Origin of the sequence: Mycolicibacter terrae (assembly GCF_010727125.1) — a bacterium.
GTDB classification, from domain to species: domain Bacteria; phylum Actinomycetota; class Actinomycetes; order Mycobacteriales; family Mycobacteriaceae; genus Mycobacterium; species Mycobacterium terrae.
Map to the genome: position 1 here is coordinate 4,343,749 of NZ_AP022564.1, position 18,923 is coordinate 4,362,671.

An 18,923-nucleotide genomic window follows, 5' to 3' on the forward strand; every position below is an offset into this window, starting at 1 on the left:
CGCGAATTCCTGCGCTACACCGCCCTGCTCACGCCCGCGCTGGCCGTCCCCGGCGTCCTCGGGGCGATGACCGGCACCCCGACGGCCGCCGGCGAGGGCCTGCGGCTCGTCGATTTCGCCGACCGGCTGGTCCAGCCCGATCAGATCAAGGCCGCGGGCTTCGCCGGGGCCCTGGTCTACGTCTCGGAGTTACGGCCGGGCGCCACGTTCGATTTCAAGCCGGTCACCCGCGATTACGCGGACCGGCTTCGCGACGCCGGCCTGCAGGTCGTCAGCTGCTACCAGTTCGGCAAGCCCGGATGGGTGAACTCCCCGTCGGACTTCACCCGCGGCTATGACGGGGGAGTGGCCGACGCCCACACCGCGTTGCGGCTGCACAACGCGGCCGGAGGCCCCGACTCAGCGCCGATCTTCTTCAGCGTCGACGAAGACATCGACGCTCAGACGTGGAAAAGCCAGGCCGCGCAGTGGTTTCGTGGCATCAATTCTGTGCTGGGCACCGAGCGCACCGGAATCTACGGCGGTGCCCGCCAGCTCGGGTGGGCGATCGCCGATGGTGTCATCGGGCGCTCGACCAGCCCGGGCCACCGGTGGGCATGGCAGACCAAGGCGTGGTCGGGCGGTGATCGCGAACCGGCGGCGGTGCTCTTCCAGCGCGAAGTCGTCACCGCAACCGACCCGGGCTTCATGATCGACGACGTCCACGTCGATGTGGACGACGTCCTGGCGCCCGATTTCGGCCAGTGGGATCTCGCCCGGTGACGGCCGGCTCCCGGACGAACGACTGACAAGAAATCCGGATCTGTGCGTTGACTGTCGAAATATGCCGTGTATCAACCGGGTTCGTCAGAGATAAAGGCGCGCCCCCGAGTCGGTTCGCCGTGGAATGCCCGGAGGGCTTGCTGTGGGCCCTGTGTCAACAAACTATGCTCGCCTAACCCGGCGTCCGGTCGTCTCGGCCCAGGGCGCCAACAGCAGCTCACACGCCCGGCGCATATCGGCCTCAGCCTGGGCGGGTGTGGTCTCTCCCATCACCGCCCACGACAAGATGCCGTAGGCGCACTGCTCGACCAGCAGCGCGATCTGGGTGTCCTTCGATGTCGGCTCGACGATCCCGGCCACGGACAAGATGATCTCGCGCAGGTTGAAGTCGCCGGCGGTACTCGATTCGGCACGCCGGGCATTGACCGAGGTGATCATCGCCCGGGCCAGCCGCGGCCGGGTGAGCATGCTGCGGCAGATGCCCGCCATCAGGTCGGTGACATCGGCAGCCGGGCACCCGGTCAGCGGGTGCGGCGGTTGCACGGAGCGGGTGTAGTGCAGCAGCAGTGCCGTGAACAAATGGTGCTTCGTCGGGTAGTAGCGGTAGACAGTGGTGATCGATACCGCCGACTGATCCGCCACGTCCTGCATCCGGACGGCTTCCAGCCCGTCGCGGGCGCCGAGTCTGGCCGCGGTGGCGAGGATCCGTTCACAGCGTTGGTGCTGAGCGGGTGTCCGGGGGGTTGCCGGCTCGCGATCACTCGGCGGACGGGGCATCGGAGCCTCGCGCGGCAGGCGGTGTGCCGCGAAGCAACTTCTGCATCATCCGGTGGGAGGCGAGCACGGCGTCGGCCCGATCCTGGCCGGCGTGCAAGGCCGGGTTCCCGGCGTGTTCGGAGACGACGCGCACGGGCCCGTCGGGGAGCTGGGTGAGGCCTTCGCGGGCCACATCGGCCGGATCGGACACCTGCAGCCCGGGAATGTCGAAGTTGAGCCCGGCCCGCCCCATGGCCGGTGTCCTGGTGACGCCGAGGACGAGTTCGAGAACATGCACGTTGTAGTCACGCAGTTCAAGCCAGAGGCCCTCGGCATAGATCCGGGTGAACGCTTTCACGCCGCCGTACACGGTGTGCCGCGCTGAGCCCAGATAGCCGGTGAGCGAGCCGATCAGCAGTACGCCGCCGCGGCGGCGAGCACGCATCGGGCCGGCGAAGTGATGAATCAGCGCCAGCGGCGTCGTCACATTCAGGTCGATCACCTGTTGGAACGCGGCCAGGTCGCCATCGAGGAACTCCGCGCTGTGAGTATTGGCGCCCGCGTTGTAGATCAGCAGCCCGATTTCGAGATCCGTTGTGGCCGAGATGATCTGCTCGACGCTGCTGGACCGCGACAGGTCCAGGGCCAGTTCGCGGACCTGTACGCCGAGTTCGCGGCAGCGATCGGCGGTGTGCTGCAGCGGTTGTTGCTTACGGGCGATCAGCACCAGGTTGATCCCCGCACCGGCCAGCAGCAGTGCGAACTCCGCGCCGACGCCTTCCGAGCCGCCCGCGATCAGGGCCCAGGGCCCGTAGTGCGGCCGCCAGGCCGGCCGGTCACCGCTGGACAAGGGCTACCTCCGTAACTAAAATTCATTTTAGTTTCTGATGGGACGAGGCTACCTCGGCCACCCGGCGCAAGGAAAGTGCATGAAGCCATTGCGGTACGACGTTCCCCGGGCCCGTTGATGCGCTTCGGCCTGTCCACGCCGGTGGTTATTCAGCTCCCCGGCGCGGCTTCGGACTGGGAGGCCCGCGGCGGCATCGACGACATCGCCGAGATAGCCACGGCCGCAGATGAGCTCGGATTCGCACACCTCACCTGCTCCGAACATGTGGCGGTGCCGGAAGAGGTGGCGGCCGTTCGCGGTGCGACGTACTGGGATCCGTTGGCCACCTTGGCGTTTCTTGCCGCCCGCACCACGCGGATCAGGCTGGTGACCTCCGTTCTGGTGCTGGGCTACCACCATCCGCTGGAGATCGCCAAGCGCTACGGGACCCTGGATCGGATCAGCCGCGGCCGGCTCACCCTCGGCGTGGGTGTCGGTTCGCTGCGCGAGGAGTTCGAGCTACTCGACTGCGCCTGGGGTGATCGCGGCGCCCGCGCCGACGACGCGATGAAGGCGCTGCGTGCGTCACTGTCGAGCAGCCGACCGGCCTATGACGGCCCCTACTATCGCTACGACTCGGTGATCGTGGAGCCCTGTGCGGTGCAGCCGCGGGTGCCGATCTGGGTGGGCGGGCGCACCAGGCGCTCACTTCGGCGCGCCGTGGACTTGGGTGACGGCTGGACGCCGTTCGGCCTCACGACGGCCGAGATCGCCAAACTGCTTGACTCCGTGGACCGTCCAGACGATTTCACCGTCGTCCTGGCGACCCGGCCGCTGGACCCGATCGGCGCCCCGCAGCGGGTCACCGACCAGATCGGCCGGCTGGCCGAAGCCGGGGCGACCGATGTCAGCTGCGTGATCTCCGCACGATCCTCGGCGCACTTCCGCGACCAACTGGCGGCCCTTGCACAGCTCACCGACCTCGCGGGAACGGAGCACCCATGACCAGCCAACGGTTGATCGATCTCGAACGCCGCCTGCAGCAGATCGAGGACGAACGCGCGATCGAGCGGTTGATCGCCTCCTACGGCCCACTGGTGGACGCCGGCGACCCCGAGGCTACCGCCGCACTGTGGTGTGACGACGGGGTCTATGACGTCGAAGACTGGCTGATGCAGGGCCGCGACCACATCGCGGCGATGGTGCGCTCATCGGGACACCAGGAGCTGATCAACGGCGGCTGTGTGCATTTCCTGGGACCGGCGGTGGTCACCGTCCACGGCGACGACGCGACCGCGGTATGCGCCTCGACGTTGCTGGTCAAGCGGGAGGTCGGCTACCACGTGGCACGTGGGGGCGCCAACTATTTCCATCTCAGGCGGGAATCGGCGGTATCCGGGCGCTGGCAGATCGTCAAACGGATCACCCGTCTCCTCGACGGCAGCGCCGACAGCCGCGCCCTGTTCGTCGACGGAATCGCCGGACGGATCCGCTGAGGCCTACCCGGGCTCGAGAAACCCCCGTACCAGCCGGACGAACTCCGCGGGCCGGTCGTAGGTGAGGATGTGCCCGGCGCCGGCGATGGTGGCCAGCCGGGAATTCGGGGCGGCGGCATGGGCTTTCGCCAGTTCGGCCGCGCCGACCAGCGGGTCGTCGGCGCCGCGGACCCACAACGTCGGCACGGATAGTCCCGGCAGCTCCGGCAGCAGGTTCAGCCGCATCGAGCCCGGACCGTAGGCCTGGATCTGCCAGTCGTCCAGTACCTTCTCGCCGTAACGGTGCTTGGCGCGCGCCTCGTGCACCGCGTCGGCGATGATCGCGTCGAAATCCGGGGTGCGTTCGCCCGCAGCCAGATTGGCGATCATGGACCGGCGGATCGCGGCGGGGAAACGGGCGAGGTACCAGGAGCCGGCGCGCAGCAGCCCGGGTGTGCGCATAGCCAGCCAGGTCAGGAACTGCGCCGGGCGTTTGGCATCGAGCCCGCCGGGCCCGGCCGCCACCAGGGCGCTCACCCGCTCGGGGTGCGCCACGGCGAAACCGGTGGCGATACCGGCGCCCAGGGACAGTCCGATGAACGCCGCCCGGCCCAGCTCGAGCGTGTCGAGCAGTTCGTGCAGGAAGCGGCGGAAGAAGGCGTCGTCGAGCACACCCTGCCACGGCCGGCTGGCCCCGTGGCGGGGCAGATCGATCAGGTGTACCCGGTAGTCGGCCGTCAGTGCCGGGGCGACCCGGCGCCATACTCCCTGCGCGGTGTCGAGCATCGCTCCGTGCAGCAGAAGCAGGGGCAGCCCGGTCTCGCCGCCGCGGTAGCACCGCACCGGCCCGCCGCAGACAGTGAGGTCGGTGTGGTTGTCGAACGGGTCGCTCACAGCCGCCCCCTGCGACGCACCGCCCACCGCAGCACCCGCACATAGGCCGGCCACGAGCTGCGCGGGCCGCCACAGCCCAGGTTGCCGGCCGCCTTGTCCAGGGCGTCCTCGAGCAGCGCGTCATGCAGCCACCGCCAGATGAACGGCCAGCTCAGCCCGGTCCAGCCCACGGTGGTCGCGACCAGGCTGTGGCGTAATTCGTAGCCGGCGGGCACCGGTTGGGCCTGCCACTCGTGATAGCCGTCGAGGCCGGTGGGCTTGCTGAAGGCGAACCGGATCCGCCGCGCCGGCTCGTAGTCGGTGACGCCGTAGCGGATCGGACCGTGCCCGCCCTTCGCGCCGACGCCCAGCGGCCGGTCGAACCGCAACGCCGGCCAGTTCTCCTGCGGCCACAGCCGGTCGTCGTCACCGGCGAGGGTGTCTATCAAGGCGCCCACCCGGTCGAGGCTATCGGCGGCGAACACCCGGCTGTGCACATTGGTGACTCGCATCGCACGCTCCAATCTAGAGAACTATCGCTAATTTATTAGAGAGTACTCTCTACTTCATGCCGATGCCAGGTAAGTTCACCGCCGACGACTTCATCGACGCGGCCATCGGGCTGATCCTTGCGGGCGGGCCGGGTGCCGCCACCGCCACCGCGGTGGCCCAGGCGGTGGGGGCGCCCAGCGGGTCGGTGTATCACCGGTTCCCCACACGACACGATCTGCTGGCCCAGGCCTGGCTGACACCGGTGCGCCGTTTCCAGGCGGATTTCCTGCCGCTGCTCGCCGCCGACGGTGACCCGGTTGAAATCGGCGTGGCCGCCGCGCGCCACGTGCTGCGCTGGAGCGCCGACCACAAGGAAGCGGCCGCTCTGCTGGCCCGCTACAGCCGCTCCGATTTCGTCAGCACCGACTGCTCGGCCGCCGTCGTGGCCGACGCCGATGCCCTGGACCGGCGCGCGGCCGAGGCACTGGCCGGATTCCTGGCGCGGTTCCCGGCCGCCGACCGCGACCGGGTGCGGTTGGCCGTCATCGACGCGCCGCTGGCTCTGGTGCGCCGCAGCTTCGCGGCGGAGGGCCCCGACGCCGACACCGGGGAGTTGGCCGCCGACGTCGCCCGCCGGCTGCTGGCTAGCGGAAGCGGACGTTCAGCGTCGCCAGGCCGAAGATCTTCCGGTCCCCGGACTTCGCCGCGACCAGGATGACGCCGGTGCGGGTCTCGGGATCCAGCGACTTGATCTTGCCGCTGAACTCGATGTCGGCGCCCTCCTTGGCCGACACGATCGCCGGCGCCGACAAGCGCACCGCATAGCGGGTGATCGCCCCGGGGTCGCCGGTCCAGGCGGAGGCGAAGCCGGCGCCCAGGCCCATGGTCAGCATGCCGTGGGCGATCACGTCGGGCAGCCCGGCCAGCTTGGCGATCTCCTCGTCCCAGTGGATCGGGTTGGCGTCGCCGGCCACGCCGGCGTAGTTCACCAGGTCGCCGCGGGTTAGCCGGGTGTGGCGTACCGGCAGCACGTCGCCGACCTTCACCTCGTCGAAGGACGGGGTCGCCGGGGTGCGGGTCAGGCCGCCCTCGGAGATCCGGGCGTCACCGCCGGGCCGCAGGGTTTTCTGGTAGGAGGCGTCGGATTGACCGATGCCGAGGATGTTGACGTCGTGCATCATCGCGTTGTGCACGGCCGTCTTGACGGCCGGATCGATGTCCTCGGCGGTCACCCCGACGACGGTGGTGTGCAGGGTGTGTACCCGCTCGCCGGCGGTGTCGGTGAAGGTGTTGGTCACGGTGATCAGGTCGCGGCCAGCGATCCGGCGCACCGCGGTCAGCTCGACATCGATCTCCAGCTCGTCGCCGTCCACGATCGGGCGGTGCTGCTCGAAGACCTCTTCGGTCTGCATGTAGGTGTCGTATCCGACGACCACCGACTCGAACATGCGCCGGTTGCAGTTCATCCCCGGGACCGAGGTGAACGTCAGGGGAGCCACCAGCCCCGAGTAGCCCATCTCAGCGGCGGCTGCCACGTCCCAGTGCGACGGGTGGTAATCCTGCACCGCTCGGGCGTACTCGCGGACCTTCTCCCGGCCCACCAGATAGGTGCCGTCCATCTGGTAGTAGTGGCCGACCCGTGCTTCCAGCGCCGATGTCTCTGCTGTGGTCATGGATCGACTCAACCGTTCTGTCGGCTTGTTTGCTGAGGCTGACCACAGCACACTAGCGCGCGGGCTCGGAGCGGGACACATCAGCAATGCTCAGGCGCCGGCACGGGCTGTCGGCGGGCAGGTGGTGGGTGGCCACCACCACCGTGCGATCGGCGCCGAACAGGCCGGGGACCTGCAACAGCGCGCGCAGCAGATCATCGGCGTCGCCGGCGTCGAGGTGTTCGGTCGGCTCGTCGAGCAAAACGATCCGGGCGGGTGAGAGCATTGCCCGCGCCAGCAGCAGGCGCCGGCGCTGGCCGGCCGACAGGCCTTGGGCGCCGCCGGCCAAGATGGTGGCCAGACCGTCGGGCAGGCCGGCCAGCCACCGGCCGAGACCGACCCGGTCCAGGACGTCGGCCAGTTCGTCGTCGCGGCAGTCCCCGCGCGCCACCAGCAGGTTGTCCCGAACAGTGGTGGCGAAGACGTGCGCGTCTTCGGCGAAAAAGCCGACAGCGGCCCGTACTTCGTTCTCGGGAAGCCGCTGCAGCGCGATCCCGTCCACCTCCACTCGGCCCTCCAGCGGCGCCAGCAGCCCGGCCAGGGTCATCAGCAGCGTGGTCTTTCCGGCCCCGCTCGGTCCGGTGATCGCCAGCCGGTCCCCGGGCGCCAGTTCCAGCGCAACCCGCATCGCGCGGTCCTCGCGGTGGCCGAAGCGCACATCGACCGACAATCGCCGCGTCGCTGCGGAAGCCAGCGCCGCCTCGGGGCCGGCCACCACGGATGCGTCCGGTGGGGCCAGGTCAATCAGTCGCTGCGCCGCGATCCGCGAACGAGTCAGCTGGATCGCGGCGGCCGGCAGGGCGGTGGTGGCCTCAAACGCGGACAGCGGCAACAACATCAGAATCGCCAGGGTGGTGGGTGCGACGGCGTCGGCGAGCCCGATCCCGACCACCAGCGCGCCCAGTACGCTGACCCCGACGGCGGCGGTGGGCATCGCGGCGGCCATGGCGGCCGGCCGCGCGGCGGTGTCCATCGCCGTGCTCCAGGCCCGTTGCCGGCGCTGCGATTCGGCGATGACCCCGGGCAGGCGCCCGGCGATCCGCAGCTCGGGAGCGTGGTCGAGGGCCAACATCGATGAGACGTCGCGCTCGGAAAGGTGTTGGCGGGCCAGGTCTTCCTGCGCGGCGGCGGCCCGCGCCGACAGCCACGGCGCCAGTACCCCGGCGACCAGCAGAGAACCCGCCAACACCGCGGCCGCCGCCGGCGAGATCACTGCGATCGCCGCCGTGGCGATCACGCCCAACACGGCCGCCACCCCGACCGGCAGCAGGGCGCGCACCAGGACATCGGCCAATGTGTCGACATCGGCGCCCACCCGTGTCACCAGCTCGCCAGTGTGCAATCGGGCCGCGGCACTCACCGGCCCGTGGGCCAGACGCCGATAGATCTGCGCGCGCGCCGTCCCTGCGGCGTGCAGCGCAGCGTCGTGGCCGGCCAGTCGCTCGCAGTAGTGCAAGACGCCACGGGAGATCGCAAGCGCCCGCACCGCAACCACCGCGACCGTCAGGTCCAGCACCGGCGGCATCTGCCAGGCGCGGGTGATCAGCCAGGCCGAGACCCCGGCCAACGCGAGCGCGCTGCACAGCGACAGCACCCCCAGGGCCCCGGCCAGCAGCAGCCGGGGCAGCCGCGGTCGCAGCAGCCCCCAGGCGGCCCGTAGGAGATCAGCGCGCCGCATCGGCCTCACCCGCCTGGGCGCGCACCGTGATCACCCGATCGCCGATGGCCAGGACCGGCGCGCGGTGGGCGACCACGACCACGGTCGACCCGGCGCGGGCGCGCTGAACCAGGGCCGTCAGCACCCGCTGTTCGGTAGCGGCGTCCAGGTGGGCGGTCGGCTCATCGAGCAGCAGCACCGGCGCCGCCGACCCCAACGCTCGCGCCAGCCCCAGTCGCTGCCGCTGGCCCAACGACATCCCGACACCGCCGCGCCCCAACCCGGTGTGCAGGCCGTCGGGCAGTTCGGTGACGACTGCATCGAATCCGGCTGCCGCGCAGGCGGCCTGGGCATCGACGAGTTCCCCGAACAGGGCAAGGTTGTCGGCGACGCTGCCGGGGATGAGTGCCGGACGCTGCGGCAGCCAGGACAGCTGTCGCCACCACGCCGGCAGGTCGAGATCGGCGATGTCGGTACCGGACACCGTGACACGTCCCGCGGTGGGCACCGTCAGCCCGGCGACGGCCGCCAGCGTCGTGCTCTTTCCCGCGCCGTTGGCACCGGTCAGCACCGTGACGCGGCCGGGCTCGATCACCGCGGTCAGGTCGGCGGGCGCGGCACCGTCCCGGCCGGCCACGCTGAGCCGGTCGAGGCGGATCTCCGCTCCGCGCGCCGTCACGACCCGGTGTCCGGGTGTGCGCCGGATCGGTTCACCGATCAGCGTGAACGCCTTCTCCGCGGCGGCGCGCCCGTCCTGGGCGGCGTGAAACTCCACCCCGATGCGGCGCAGCGGCCAGTACACGTCGGGCACCAGCAGCAATACCGTCAAGCCGGCGGTCAGGCTCATCTCGCCGAACACCAGCCGCAGGCCGATGCTCACGGCCACCACCGCCACGCCGAGGGTGGCCAGCAGTTCGAGCACCAGCGCCGAGAGGAACGCGATCCGCAAAGTGGCCATCGTGGATCGGCGGTGGGCGGCGGACAACTCGGCGATGCGGTGCTCAGGCCCGGCGGCGCGGCCGAGCGCACGCAACGTGGGGATTCCGGCGATCAGGTCCAGCAGCCGCGCCTGCAGCGTCGTCATGGCCGCCAGGGCGGCCGCCGATCGGTCCGCGGTGGCCAGGCCGATCAGCACCATGAAGGCCGGGATCAGCGGCAAGGTGATCGCGACGAGCAGGGTCGCTCGTCGGTCGTAGCAGGCGATCACCACCACGGTGGCCGGGGTCAGGACCGCTGCTGACAGCAGCGCGGGCAGATAGGCGGTGAAGTAGGGGCGCAACCCGTCGAGCCCCCGAGTGACCACGGCCGCCGCGGCGTCGCGTTCGGCGGCCAGCCGGCGAGGGGAGCGCGCGGTGACCGCGGCGAGCACCTGCCCGGCCAGCTCGGCGATCACCGCGCCGGCCCCGCGCTGACCCACGCGGGCCTGTGCCCACTGTGCGACGGTGCGCGCCGTCCACAGCAGTCCCAGCGCCGCCAGCAGTGGTACCCAGTGTGCGACGCTGCGGGTGGATGGATCGGTGATCACCTGAGACACGATGTGCGCCAGCAGGATCGCCGAGGCGATCGCGCAACCCGTAATCACCACGCCGCAGCCCACCGTGGCGGCCAGGAAGCGGCGCACCTCCGTCGAGGCCCGCCACAGCCGCGGGTCCAGTGGGGCCCGGGACGTCCCGCCGGTCAGGACGCCTGCCTGGCCAACCCGATGGACGGCGGGATCTGTTCTGCCGAGATACGTTGCCGGAACACCCAATACGTCCAGCCTTGGTACACCATCGCCAGCGGGGCGAAGATCACCGCCGCCCAGGTCATGATCTTCAACGTGTAGGGAGTCGACGACGCGTTGTAGATCGTCAGGCTCCACTGCGGATCCAGGGTGGAGGGCAACAGGGTCGGGTACAGGGCGCCGAACAGCAAGACCACCACCGCCGCAACCACCAGCGCGGTGCAGGCGAACGCCCAGCCGTCGGATGCCCGGCGCCACACCAGAAGCACCGCTACCAGTTGGGCGATGAGGGCGAGCCCCAGCACCAGCCAGGTCCAGCGGGCGCCGTGGGCCACCTGGGTCCACACCCCGAAGGCGGCGACCAATGCGGTCACCGGCAGCGCCAACCGGCCCGCGAAGCGGTGGGCATCGTCACGGATCGCGCCGGCGGTCTTCAGGGCGGTGAACACCGCGCCGTAGAACAGAAACAGCCCGCCGGTCGCCAGCCCGCCCAGCAGCGTGTAGGCGTTGATCACGTCGCCAAACGCCAACCGAACATGATGTTCGGCGTCCACCGGAAGGCCACGGACCAGAGCCGCGAACGCCACCCCCCACAGGATCGCGGGCAGCCAGGACCCGGCGGCGATCCCGAAATCCGCCCACGCCCGCCACTTCGGATCGTCGACCTTGCCGCGCCACTCGATCGCCACGGCGCGCACGATCATGCCGAACAGGATCGCCAGCAACGGCAGGTACAGCGTGGAGAACACCGTCGCATACCAGCCCGGGAACGCGGCGAACATCGCGCCGCCGGCGGTGATCAACCAGACCTCGTTGCCGTCCCAGACCGGGCCGATGGTGTTCAGCGCCGCGCGCCGATGCGCCTCGGGATCGCCGGCGCTGACCCGGCCGAACGGCGTCATCAGCATCCCCACCCCGAAGTCGAAGCCCTCCAGCACGAAGAATCCGAGAAACAGCACCGCGACCAGTACGAACCACACCTGGTGTAGGTCCATCGCGAGGTCTCCTTTCGCTGCGGCGGCTTCAGTAGGCGAATGACAGGGGCGCGACCTCGTCGTCGGCGGGCGCTGCCGGCGGCGCGGGTTCGGCGTCGTGTTCTTGCGGCCCTTCGACGACGTAACGCTTGATCAACCAGAACCAGATCACCGCGAGCACCGCGTAGACCAACGTGAACATCACCAGGGAGGTGACGACCACGCCGACGGAATTGCCCGACACCCCTTCGGCGACGGTGAGCCGCACGTTCTGATCGCCGGTCGGGTTGGGGACCACGACCCAGGGCTGGCGGCCCATCTCGGTGAACACCCAGCCCGCGCTGTTGGCCAAAAACGGGGTGGGGATGGTCAGCAGCGCAAGCCAGGAGAACCAGCGTTGATTCGGGATCCGGCCGCGGCGGGTCAGCCACAGCGCGGCCAGCGCGAACGCCACCGGCACCAGCAGCAGGCCGATCATCGCGCGGAACGACCAATAGGTGACGAACAGGTTCGGCCGATAGTCACCCGCCCCGAACTGCTGTTCGTAGCGCTGCTGGATGTCGCGGACCCCCTCGAGTGAAACCCCGCTGAACCGGCCCTCGGCTAAGAACGGCAGCACGTAGGGCACCTCGATCACCCGGGTCAGATGGTCGCAGTTGTTCTGCCGGCCGACGGTCAGGATCGAGAAATCCGGGTCGGTGGCGGTGTCGCACAACGACTCCGCCGAAGCCATCTTCATCGGCTGCTGGACGAACATCAGCTTGCCCTGAATGTCGCCGGTGAAGAACAGTCCGGCCGCGGCGATCAGCGCAACCCAACACCCGAGGATGGTCGCGGGGCGATACATGGTGGCCGCGTCGACACCGGCGGCTTGCGCTCCACCGCCGCCCGCCGCAACCCCGGCCCGCGACCGCACCATCCACCAGGCGCCCACCGCGGCGACGAACGTTCCTGCGGTCAAAAATGCGCCGGCGACCGCGTGCGACAGGGCGGCCTGGGCGGTGTTGTTGGTGAAAAGCGCCATGATGCTGTCCAATTCGGCGCGGTTGGTCTCCGGATTGAAGTGCGCGCCAACGGGGTGCTGCATGAACGAATTGGCGGCGATGATGAAGAACGCCGACACGTTGGTGGCGATGGCGACGATCCAGATGCACAACAGATGCACCGCCCGCGGCAACCGGCCCCAGCCGAAGATCCACAGGCCGATGAACGTGGATTCGAAGAAGAACGCGGCCAGGCCCTCCATCGCCAGCGGAGCGCCGAACACGTCGCCGACGAACCGCGAGTATTCGCTCCAGTTCATCCCGAACTGGAATTCCTGCACGATCCCGGTGGCCACCCCGAGGGCGAAGTTGATCAGGAACAGCTTGCCGAAGAACTTCGTCAGCCGATACCAGGCGACGTTGTCGGTGAGCACCCACACCGTCTGCATGACCGCGACCAAGGGCGCCAAACCGATGGTCAGCGGCACAAAGATGAAGTGATAGACGGTGGTGATCCCGAATTGCCACCGCGATACGTCGACGACGTCCATGGGCGATCTCCCGGAGCTGCGGAGCCGATGCTACGACAGAGTGTAGTAGTTATGGCGCGGCGGTACTAGCTCTATATCGAGGCAGTTAGGATCCGGGGCGGTGACCCGTGACGAGACTTTCCTAAAAGGAGCCGAACCCATGAGCGACATCGAGACGTCGGCAGCTGCCACCGGAACGGCGATGGAACAGGCCGTCGCGGTGTTCATGCTGCACCCGGAGACCTTCGCCGACAGCATCGCCGCGGGCTATCAGAACCCGCTGGCCGGGTACGTCGCCGGACGCGGCGGAGTGCTGGGCGAGGCCACGGGTGCCGCCGTCGGTGCGGTGTTCGCCGTGTTCGAACCGACCGCGCTGGGCGCGATGTGGGACGAAGGCGTCGCGGTGCGCGGCGCTGCCGCTGCAGCGCAACAGTATTGGGCCCAGACGGCCGAGTTCGGGCGTAAGTACCTGTCCGGTGCGCAGGGGCTGGATCGGATCGCCGCGCTGGGCGAGAAGGTCATCGCAGCCTCACCGATCGCGGGGCTGCCCCTGTTCGCCGGCTGGCGTGCGATGCCGCTGGCCGACGACGCTGCGGGACGGGCGCTGCAGGTGATGTTCATCCTGCGTGAACTGCGGGCCGGCGTGCATTTCAACGCGCTCGCCATCTCCGGCATCGCCCCGATCGAGGCGCACATGCTCAATAAGGGACCGCAGTACGCCGCGATGTTCGGCTGGCCCGAGCCTTTCGCCGACGGCGCCGACAAGAAGGATCGCTACGACCAGATCGAACAGGAGACCAACCGCCGCATGGCGGAACTGTTCGCAGCCGCCCTGACCGCCGAAGAAGCCGGGGAGCTGGCCCGGTTGAGCACCGACGCGCTGGCCTCGTTGCAGGCCGCCGTTCCGGCCTGACTTAGCCCGGCGGTTCAGCGGCCAGGGCGGCACTGAGCCCGCGGGTCACCGAATGCAGCTGCGTCCCCAGCCGGGTGATCGCGGCGCCGCTCATCGGATCGGCGCTGGGAACCAGGCTCAGCATCAGCGCCACGCGGGATCCCGGCCCCAGGACGGGGGAGTCGATGTGGCTGACGGCGTAGGTGCGGTCGGGGGCCAGGTTGACCGGAAACCAGTCCTCGGTGTGGATCAGTTCGTCGGTCAAGGCCTGCGCAAGTTGGCTCAGGCGGGTGGAACGAACCTCGGCGCTGCGCACGATCAACGCCAGTTCCTGCAGGCGTAGGTCGGGCAGAATGTGCAGCCCGACCGCATAGCCACGTTGTTCGGCGGCGCTCAGGGCCTGGCGGTAGCGATCGCGCACGTCCGCGGGCAGGGCGGCGAGCCACCGATCCCGGACGCCCGCCCCGGACCAGGCGGCGATCGACGCCCCATAGGGCGGACGGTGCGGAAACTGGGTGCCGATGGGCATCGGGTGACCGCCGCCCTGAGGGCTGCGAACCTGATCGACGACGGTGGAGTAGTCATCGCTGACCGAGAAGGCGACGCAGTGCGCGCCGGTGGCCGCCGACAGCTCGGCCATCGCCGAGCGGGTCAACACCAGGGCCGGATAGCTCTCGGCCGCCTCTCGGCCGAGCCGAACCAGGGCGGGGCCGAGGTGGTAGGTCTTGCGAACCGGGTCGCGCAGCAGCCAGCCGGCCCGGAGCAGTTCGGCCAGCATCGAGTGGCAGCTGGCCTTGTGGACGCTCAACCGGCGCGAGATCTCGGCCAGCGTCATGCCCTTGTTCCCCGGACCCGCCAGGTGATCGAACAGGTTCACCACCCGTTCGGTCTGCGGAGAGGGGCGCGGGGCCATAGCTGAACCGTAGCCCGGTAGGCGCATAGTGCGACTCCTTGCGGTGGTATCCGCGACCATGTGACGATGGTCACAATGTCTACGCAGGCCACAGGTGCAACAGGGACGGCGACGCAGCTTCGAGGCAAGACGGCGGTGGTGACCGGAGGAGCCGGTGGCATCGGCCGGGCCCTGGGCAGGCGGTTCGGCCGCGAGGGCATGAAGGTGGTGCTCGCCGATGTCCTCGCCGAACCGCTGGACGAGGCGACCCGGGACCTGCAGGACGAGGGCATCGAGGCCGTGGGGGTGGTCACCGACGTCACCGATTACTCCTCGATCGAGTCGCTGGCCGCCGAGGCGCTCGCTCGCTTCGGCGCGGTGCACGTGGTGTGCAACAACGCCGGCACCGGGGCGGTGTCCGAGGGCTATATGTGGGAGCACGACCTGGCCGATTGGCGCTGGGGCATCGACGTCAACGTCCTGGGCGTCGTCCACGGCATCAAGGCCTTCGTGCCGATCCTGCTCGAGCAGGGCGAGGGACACCTCGTCAACACCTGCTCGGGTAACGGCGGATTCGCGCCGATCGCCCGCGGCGCCATGGGCGGGCCGGCCACAGCGGTCTACCCGATGACCAAGGCCGCGGTGCTCTGCCTGACCGAGAGCCTCTACAGCCACCTGGAGATGACCGGGACGCGGGTACGCGCACACGTCCTGTTCCCGGGAGGCTTCTTGAACACCGGCATCTGGGAGTCGTGGCGGCACCGCCCGCAGCGCTACGCCGCGACTCAGCGACGCCGAACACCCGAGGCGACCCTGGCCAGTGTGGTGGCCCGCTTCGAGGCCGCCGGCGCGCAAGTCGAGTTCGCCCCGCTCGAAACCGTCGCCGACCAGGTCGTGGAGGGCATCCAGGCGGATCGCTTCTGGATGATGGGCCCGCCCACCGCCTCCGATCAGATCGTGGCCGCCAAGGCGGCGTCGATCCTCGGTCGCGGTGAGCCCGACTACCTGGTCGACGTCCTGAGCCGGCATGCCCAGAACGCGGGGGAAGAAGGAGGAAAGCGTTGAGTACCACCACAGTCCGCTATGGCCCTCGTCCACCCGAGGAGCGGGTCGACCACGAGATAGATGCCACCACGGCGCCGATCGCCACCGAGGCGGTGACCGTCACCTACCTCACCGATCCGGAGATCGTCGCGGCCGTGCTGCCCCGACCGCTGGAGCCGGCCGCCGAACCGCTGGTGCGTGTCCAGCTGCAGCGGGTCCGGTTGGAGGGCAGACCGCCGTTCGGGTCCGCGGTGTTCTCGGTGACCGCCCGGCACGACGGTATCGAGGGCGACTATCCGCTGTTCATGCCCCAGTCCACCGAACAATCCGTCACCGGCGGGCGCGAAACCTTCGGCGAGCCCAAGAAACTGGCCCACATCGAGGTGGAGCGCGACGGTGCGAACATCAGCGCGGGCGTGCAGCGGCTGGGCCACCACCTCATCCAGGTGAACGGCCGGGTGACGGGCCCGGGCGAGTTGCCGCCCGATCAGGTCAACATCGAGTTCTACTTCAAGTTCCTGCGTGCCCCCGACGGCAGCGGCATCACCGACCCCCACCTCGTCTACGGCGAATACCACCGGCACTACGAGTCACTGGAGATCGTCGACGGCACCTGCACGCTGGGGGAGTCGCCGCTGGATCCGGTGGCCGACATCGTGATCCGGGACATCCGGTCGATCACCTGGTGTCGCCGCCGCACCGTCCAGGTGGGGAGGATAGCTCAGCGGGTGCCGGCCGAATGGCTGCTGCCGTACGTGCACCAGCGCTACGACGATGTGGCGCTGCTCGCCGCCCCCAGGCCCGAGTCGATGCGGGCGTAAGCGCATGGACCGCTACACGGTCATCTCGGCCGACTGCCACGCCGGTGCCGATCTGCTGGACTACCGTGAATACCTCGATCCGGCCTACCGCGACGAATTCGACAGCTGGGCACAGGCATACGTGAACCCGTTCGGCGACCTCACCGAGCCCGAGGCCGACCGCAACTGGAACAGCGACCGCCGCAACGCCGACCTGGACGTCGAAGGCATCGCCGGCGAGGTCGTCTACCCCAACACGGTCCCGCCGTTCTTTCCGCATGGGAGCCTGGCCGCTCCACCGCCGGAGACCGCCCGCGAGCTCGAACTGCGCTGGGCCGGCCTGCGCGCACACAATCGCTGGCTGGCCGATTTCTGCTCCCTGTCACCCGAGCGGCGCGCCGGAGTCGGCCAGATCCTGCTCGGCGACCTCGACCAAGCCGTCGCCGAAATCGCGCAGATCGCCGAACTCGGGCTGCGCGGCGGTGTGCTGCTGCCCGGGGTCGCCCCCGGTACCGGCATCCCCCCGCTCTACGCCGAGCACTGGGCGCCGCTGTGGGCGGCCTGCGACGAGGCCGGGGTAGTGGTCAATCATCACGGCGGCAACGCCGGACCGTCCCCGATCGACGGGTGGGGCAGCTCGTTCGCGGTGTGGGTGTATGAGACCCACTGGTGGGCGCATCGGGCGCTGTGGCACCTGATCTTCAGCGGCGCCCTGGACCGTCACCCGGACCTCACCGTGGTCTTCACCGAGCAGGGCGCGGGATGGATTCCGGCGACGCTGGATTCGCTCGACGTCGCGGCCGCCCGGTACGCGCGAGCCGGCTCGGCGATCGCCCGCTTCGCCGGGCCCACGGCCGGCTCGCTGAGCCACCAGCCCAGCGAGTACTGGTCCCGGCAGTGCTATGTCGGCGCCAGCTTCATGCGGCCCGTCGAGTGCGCCGAACGCCACGCCATCGGCGTCGAGAAGATCATGTGGGGAAGCGATTACCCGCACTATGAGGGAACCGCCCCCTACACCAGGGAAGCGTTGCGCCACACCTTCGCCCGTGTGCCGCCTGCCGAAGTGGCGGCCATGGTGGGCGGCAACGCGGCGGCCGTCTACGGCTTCGACCTGGCCGCCCTGGCGCCGTTGACCGACCGAATCGGCCCGACGGTGGCCGAGGTCTCCGAGCCGCTGGCCGAGGTACCCGCCGATGCGAGCAGCACCGTCTTCGAGCCCGACCCGATCCGTACCTGGTAGCGAAAGGTTAATTGTGGACCCGTATCTCATCATCTCCGCCGACACCCACGCCGAACTCCCGACCGAGCGCTACCGCGAATACGTCGACCCCGAATACCGCGAGGACTTCGAGACATACCTGGCCGAGAAGACCGCCGCGGCGCAGGCCGGCGGATTCATCGACGAGGAGTTCGCCCAGGAGTGGTTCTCTGAGCATGGTGAGGGAATCGCCGGCGGATGGGACGTGGCGCTGCGGGACCGGGAACTCGACGGCGACGGGGTGGTCGGCGAGGTCATCTTCCCCGACGCCGATGCGGTGACCGGGGTGGCCGGGGCCCCGTTCGGGGCCGGTCTGGGCCAGTCCGGCGACCTCGACCCGGGGCGCGCCATGGCCGGAGCACGGGCCCACAACCGCTGGCTGGCCGAACTGTGCAGCCACAGCCCCGAGCGACGGGCCGGGGTCGCCGTCGTGCCGATCCTGGCGGACGTCGACGCGGCGGTCGCCGAGATCACCCGCGCGGCGGAATCCGGTCTGCGGGGCGGGATTCTGATCCCGGCACGCTGGGTCGGCTATCCGCCCTACCACGATCGGCGCTACGACAAGGTCTGGGCGGCCTGCCAGGATCTGCAGATGCCCGTGCACACCCACTCCGGGCCCGCCCCGCAGGAGGAGTACGGCGGACACCTGGGCATCTACGTCACCGAGGTGCGCTGGTGGGGCGCCCGGCCATTGTGGTTCGCGTTGTGGTCGGGGGTGTTCGAGCGCTTTCCCGGCCTACGCTGGGGCGTCACCGAATGCGGCGCGTTCTGGGCCAACGATCTGCTCTGGCTGATGGACACCCGGTTTCTGCGTGAGCATTCGGCCAAGAAGATGAGCCACCAGATGGAGGGCGACCTGACGATGCCGCCGTCGGCCTACTTCGACCGGAACTGCTTCATCGGGGCCACCACCACCGAGCGCCGGGAACTGGCCCGACGTTACGAGATCGGCGTCTCCAACCTGCTGTGGGGCAACGACTTTCCTCACCCGGAGGGGACGTGGCCGCACACCCGTGATTGGCTGCGGCGTTCCTTCTGGGACATTCCGGTTGACGAGACCCGCCAGATGCTGGGCCTGGCGGCGGCCGAGCTGTACCACTTCGACCTGGGTGCCCTGGCCCCGCTGGCCGAGCGCATCGGGCCCACGCCTGAGGACCTCGGCCAGGACGATGCGGTGAGCATCCCCAAGTGGGAAGCGGCCCGCCTGGCCGGGAGGCACTGGCTGACCGACGCGGAGCCGATCCCCGACCTAGTACAGAACTGAGGAGTGA

19 protein-coding genes are annotated in these 18,923 nt (G+C 69.5%); 9 read left to right on the forward strand and 10 right to left on the reverse strand.

Annotation, left to right across the window (positions count from 1 at the left end; genetic code table 11):
• Positions 1–24 precede the first annotated feature (24 nt).
• Complete coding sequence (locus G6N23_RS20570) at positions 25–762, forward strand: DUF1906 domain-containing protein (protein WP_372508891.1); 738 nt, start codon at positions 25–27, stop codon at positions 760–762.
• Positions 763–924: 162 nt separating this feature from the next.
• Here the strand turns inward: G6N23_RS20570 and G6N23_RS20575 are convergent, their stop codons facing one another.
• Together G6N23_RS20575 and G6N23_RS20580 are read right to left on the reverse strand one after the other, a co-directional pair.
• Positions 925–1,539, reverse strand: a complete 615-nt coding sequence (locus tag G6N23_RS20575; protein WP_085260129.1) for a TetR/AcrR family transcriptional regulator — start codon at positions 1,537–1,539, stop codon at positions 925–927.
• Complete coding sequence (locus G6N23_RS20580) at positions 1,520–2,368, reverse strand: SDR family NAD(P)-dependent oxidoreductase (protein WP_085260128.1); 849 nt, start codon at positions 2,366–2,368, stop codon at positions 1,520–1,522. The genes G6N23_RS20575 and G6N23_RS20580 overlap by 20 nt, the downstream gene beginning before the upstream one ends.
• Before the next feature lie 117 nt (positions 2,369–2,485).
• On the opposite strand from G6N23_RS20580, the gene G6N23_RS20585 reads away from it, so the two are divergent.
• Together G6N23_RS20585 and G6N23_RS20590 are read left to right on the forward strand one after the other, a co-directional pair.
• The gene (locus G6N23_RS20585; RefSeq protein ID WP_085260127.1) at positions 2,486–3,352 is read left to right on the forward strand and encodes an LLM class F420-dependent oxidoreductase; all 867 of its coding nucleotides are present in this window, start codon (positions 2,486–2,488) and stop codon (positions 3,350–3,352) included.
• Complete coding sequence (locus G6N23_RS20590; protein WP_085260126.1) at positions 3,349–3,843, forward strand: nuclear transport factor 2 family protein; 495 nt, start codon at positions 3,349–3,351, stop codon at positions 3,841–3,843. Before G6N23_RS20585 ends, G6N23_RS20590 begins: the two co-directional genes overlap by 4 nt.
• 3 nt (positions 3,844–3,846) lie before the next feature.
• Here the strand turns inward: G6N23_RS20590 and G6N23_RS20595 are convergent, their stop codons facing one another.
• Positions 3,847–4,716, reverse strand: coding sequence for an alpha/beta fold hydrolase (locus G6N23_RS20595; protein ID WP_085260192.1), 870 nt, complete (start codon positions 4,714–4,716; stop codon positions 3,847–3,849).
• The gene (locus G6N23_RS20600; RefSeq protein ID WP_085260125.1) at positions 4,713–5,207 is read right to left on the reverse strand and encodes a hypothetical protein; all 495 of its coding nucleotides are present in this window, start codon (positions 5,205–5,207) and stop codon (positions 4,713–4,715) included. Before G6N23_RS20600 ends, G6N23_RS20595 begins: the two co-directional genes overlap by 4 nt.
• A 56-nt stretch (positions 5,208–5,263) precedes the next feature.
• Here G6N23_RS20600 and G6N23_RS20605 point away from each other — a divergent pair, with 56 nt between their 5' ends.
• Complete coding sequence (locus G6N23_RS20605; RefSeq protein ID WP_085260124.1) at positions 5,264–5,905, forward strand: TetR family transcriptional regulator; 642 nt, start codon at positions 5,264–5,266, stop codon at positions 5,903–5,905.
• Here the strand turns inward: G6N23_RS20605 and G6N23_RS20610 are convergent.
• The 5 genes from G6N23_RS20610 to G6N23_RS20630 all read right to left on the reverse strand — a co-directional run bounded on the left by G6N23_RS20610 (position 5,832) and on the right by G6N23_RS20630 (position 12,787).
• On the reverse strand, positions 5,832–6,860 hold the full coding sequence (locus G6N23_RS20610) for a fused (3R)-hydroxyacyl-ACP dehydratase subunits HadA/HadB (protein WP_085260123.1): 1,029 nt from the start codon (positions 6,858–6,860) through the stop codon (positions 5,832–5,834). The genes G6N23_RS20605 and G6N23_RS20610 overlap by 74 nt on opposite strands.
• Positions 6,861–6,912: 52 nt before the next feature.
• Positions 6,913–8,577: a thiol reductant ABC exporter subunit CydC gene (gene cydC / locus G6N23_RS20615; protein ID WP_085260122.1), complete on the reverse strand. Its 1,665-nt coding sequence runs from the start codon at positions 8,575–8,577 to the stop codon at positions 6,913–6,915.
• Positions 8,564–10,153: a thiol reductant ABC exporter subunit CydD gene (gene cydD / locus G6N23_RS20620; protein WP_234808547.1), complete on the reverse strand. Its 1,590-nt coding sequence runs from the start codon at positions 10,151–10,153 to the stop codon at positions 8,564–8,566. The genes cydC and cydD overlap by 14 nt, the downstream gene beginning before the upstream one ends.
• Before the next feature lie 80 nt (positions 10,154–10,233).
• Entirely contained in the window at positions 10,234–11,274 is a 1,041-nt protein-coding gene (cydB, locus tag G6N23_RS20625; protein ID WP_085260120.1) for a cytochrome d ubiquinol oxidase subunit II, read from the reverse strand.
• A gap of 28 nt (positions 11,275–11,302) precedes the next feature.
• Positions 11,303–12,787: a cytochrome ubiquinol oxidase subunit I gene (locus G6N23_RS20630; RefSeq protein WP_085260119.1), complete on the reverse strand. Its 1,485-nt coding sequence runs from the start codon at positions 12,785–12,787 to the stop codon at positions 11,303–11,305.
• Positions 12,788–12,926: 139 nt separating this feature from the next.
• Between G6N23_RS20630 and G6N23_RS20635 the strand changes: the two genes are divergently transcribed.
• Positions 12,927–13,679 carry an SCO6745 family protein gene (locus tag G6N23_RS20635; protein ID WP_085260118.1) on the forward strand — a complete coding sequence of 251 codons (753 nt, stop codon included), beginning with the start codon at positions 12,927–12,929 and terminating at the stop codon, positions 13,677–13,679.
• A gap of 1 nt (position 13,680) precedes the next feature.
• On the opposite strand, the gene G6N23_RS20640 is transcribed toward G6N23_RS20635, so the two are convergent.
• Entirely contained in the window at positions 13,681–14,571 is an 891-nt protein-coding gene (locus G6N23_RS20640) for an IclR family transcriptional regulator (RefSeq protein WP_085260117.1), read from the reverse strand.
• Between the two features lie 66 nt (positions 14,572–14,637).
• Between G6N23_RS20640 and G6N23_RS20645 the strand changes: the two genes are divergently transcribed.
• Genes G6N23_RS20645 through G6N23_RS20660 form a run of 4 tightly spaced genes read left to right on the forward strand, consistent with a single transcriptional unit; the run spans position 14,638 to position 18,916 of the window.
• Complete coding sequence (locus G6N23_RS20645; protein ID WP_234808536.1) at positions 14,638–15,615, forward strand: SDR family NAD(P)-dependent oxidoreductase; 978 nt, start codon at positions 14,638–14,640, stop codon at positions 15,613–15,615.
• Positions 15,612–16,415, forward strand: coding sequence for an acetoacetate decarboxylase family protein (locus G6N23_RS20650; RefSeq protein ID WP_085260115.1), 804 nt, complete (start codon positions 15,612–15,614; stop codon positions 16,413–16,415). Before G6N23_RS20645 ends, G6N23_RS20650 begins: the two co-directional genes overlap by 4 nt.
• Positions 16,416–16,419: 4 nt before the next feature.
• Complete coding sequence (locus G6N23_RS20655; RefSeq protein ID WP_085260114.1) at positions 16,420–17,634, forward strand: amidohydrolase family protein; 1,215 nt, start codon at positions 16,420–16,422, stop codon at positions 17,632–17,634.
• Positions 17,588–18,916 carry an amidohydrolase family protein gene (locus tag G6N23_RS20660; RefSeq protein WP_234808535.1) on the forward strand — a complete coding sequence of 443 codons (1,329 nt, stop codon included), beginning with the start codon at positions 17,588–17,590 and terminating at the stop codon, positions 18,914–18,916. The genes G6N23_RS20655 and G6N23_RS20660 overlap by 47 nt, the downstream gene beginning before the upstream one ends.
• Positions 18,917–18,923 lie beyond the last annotated feature (7 nt).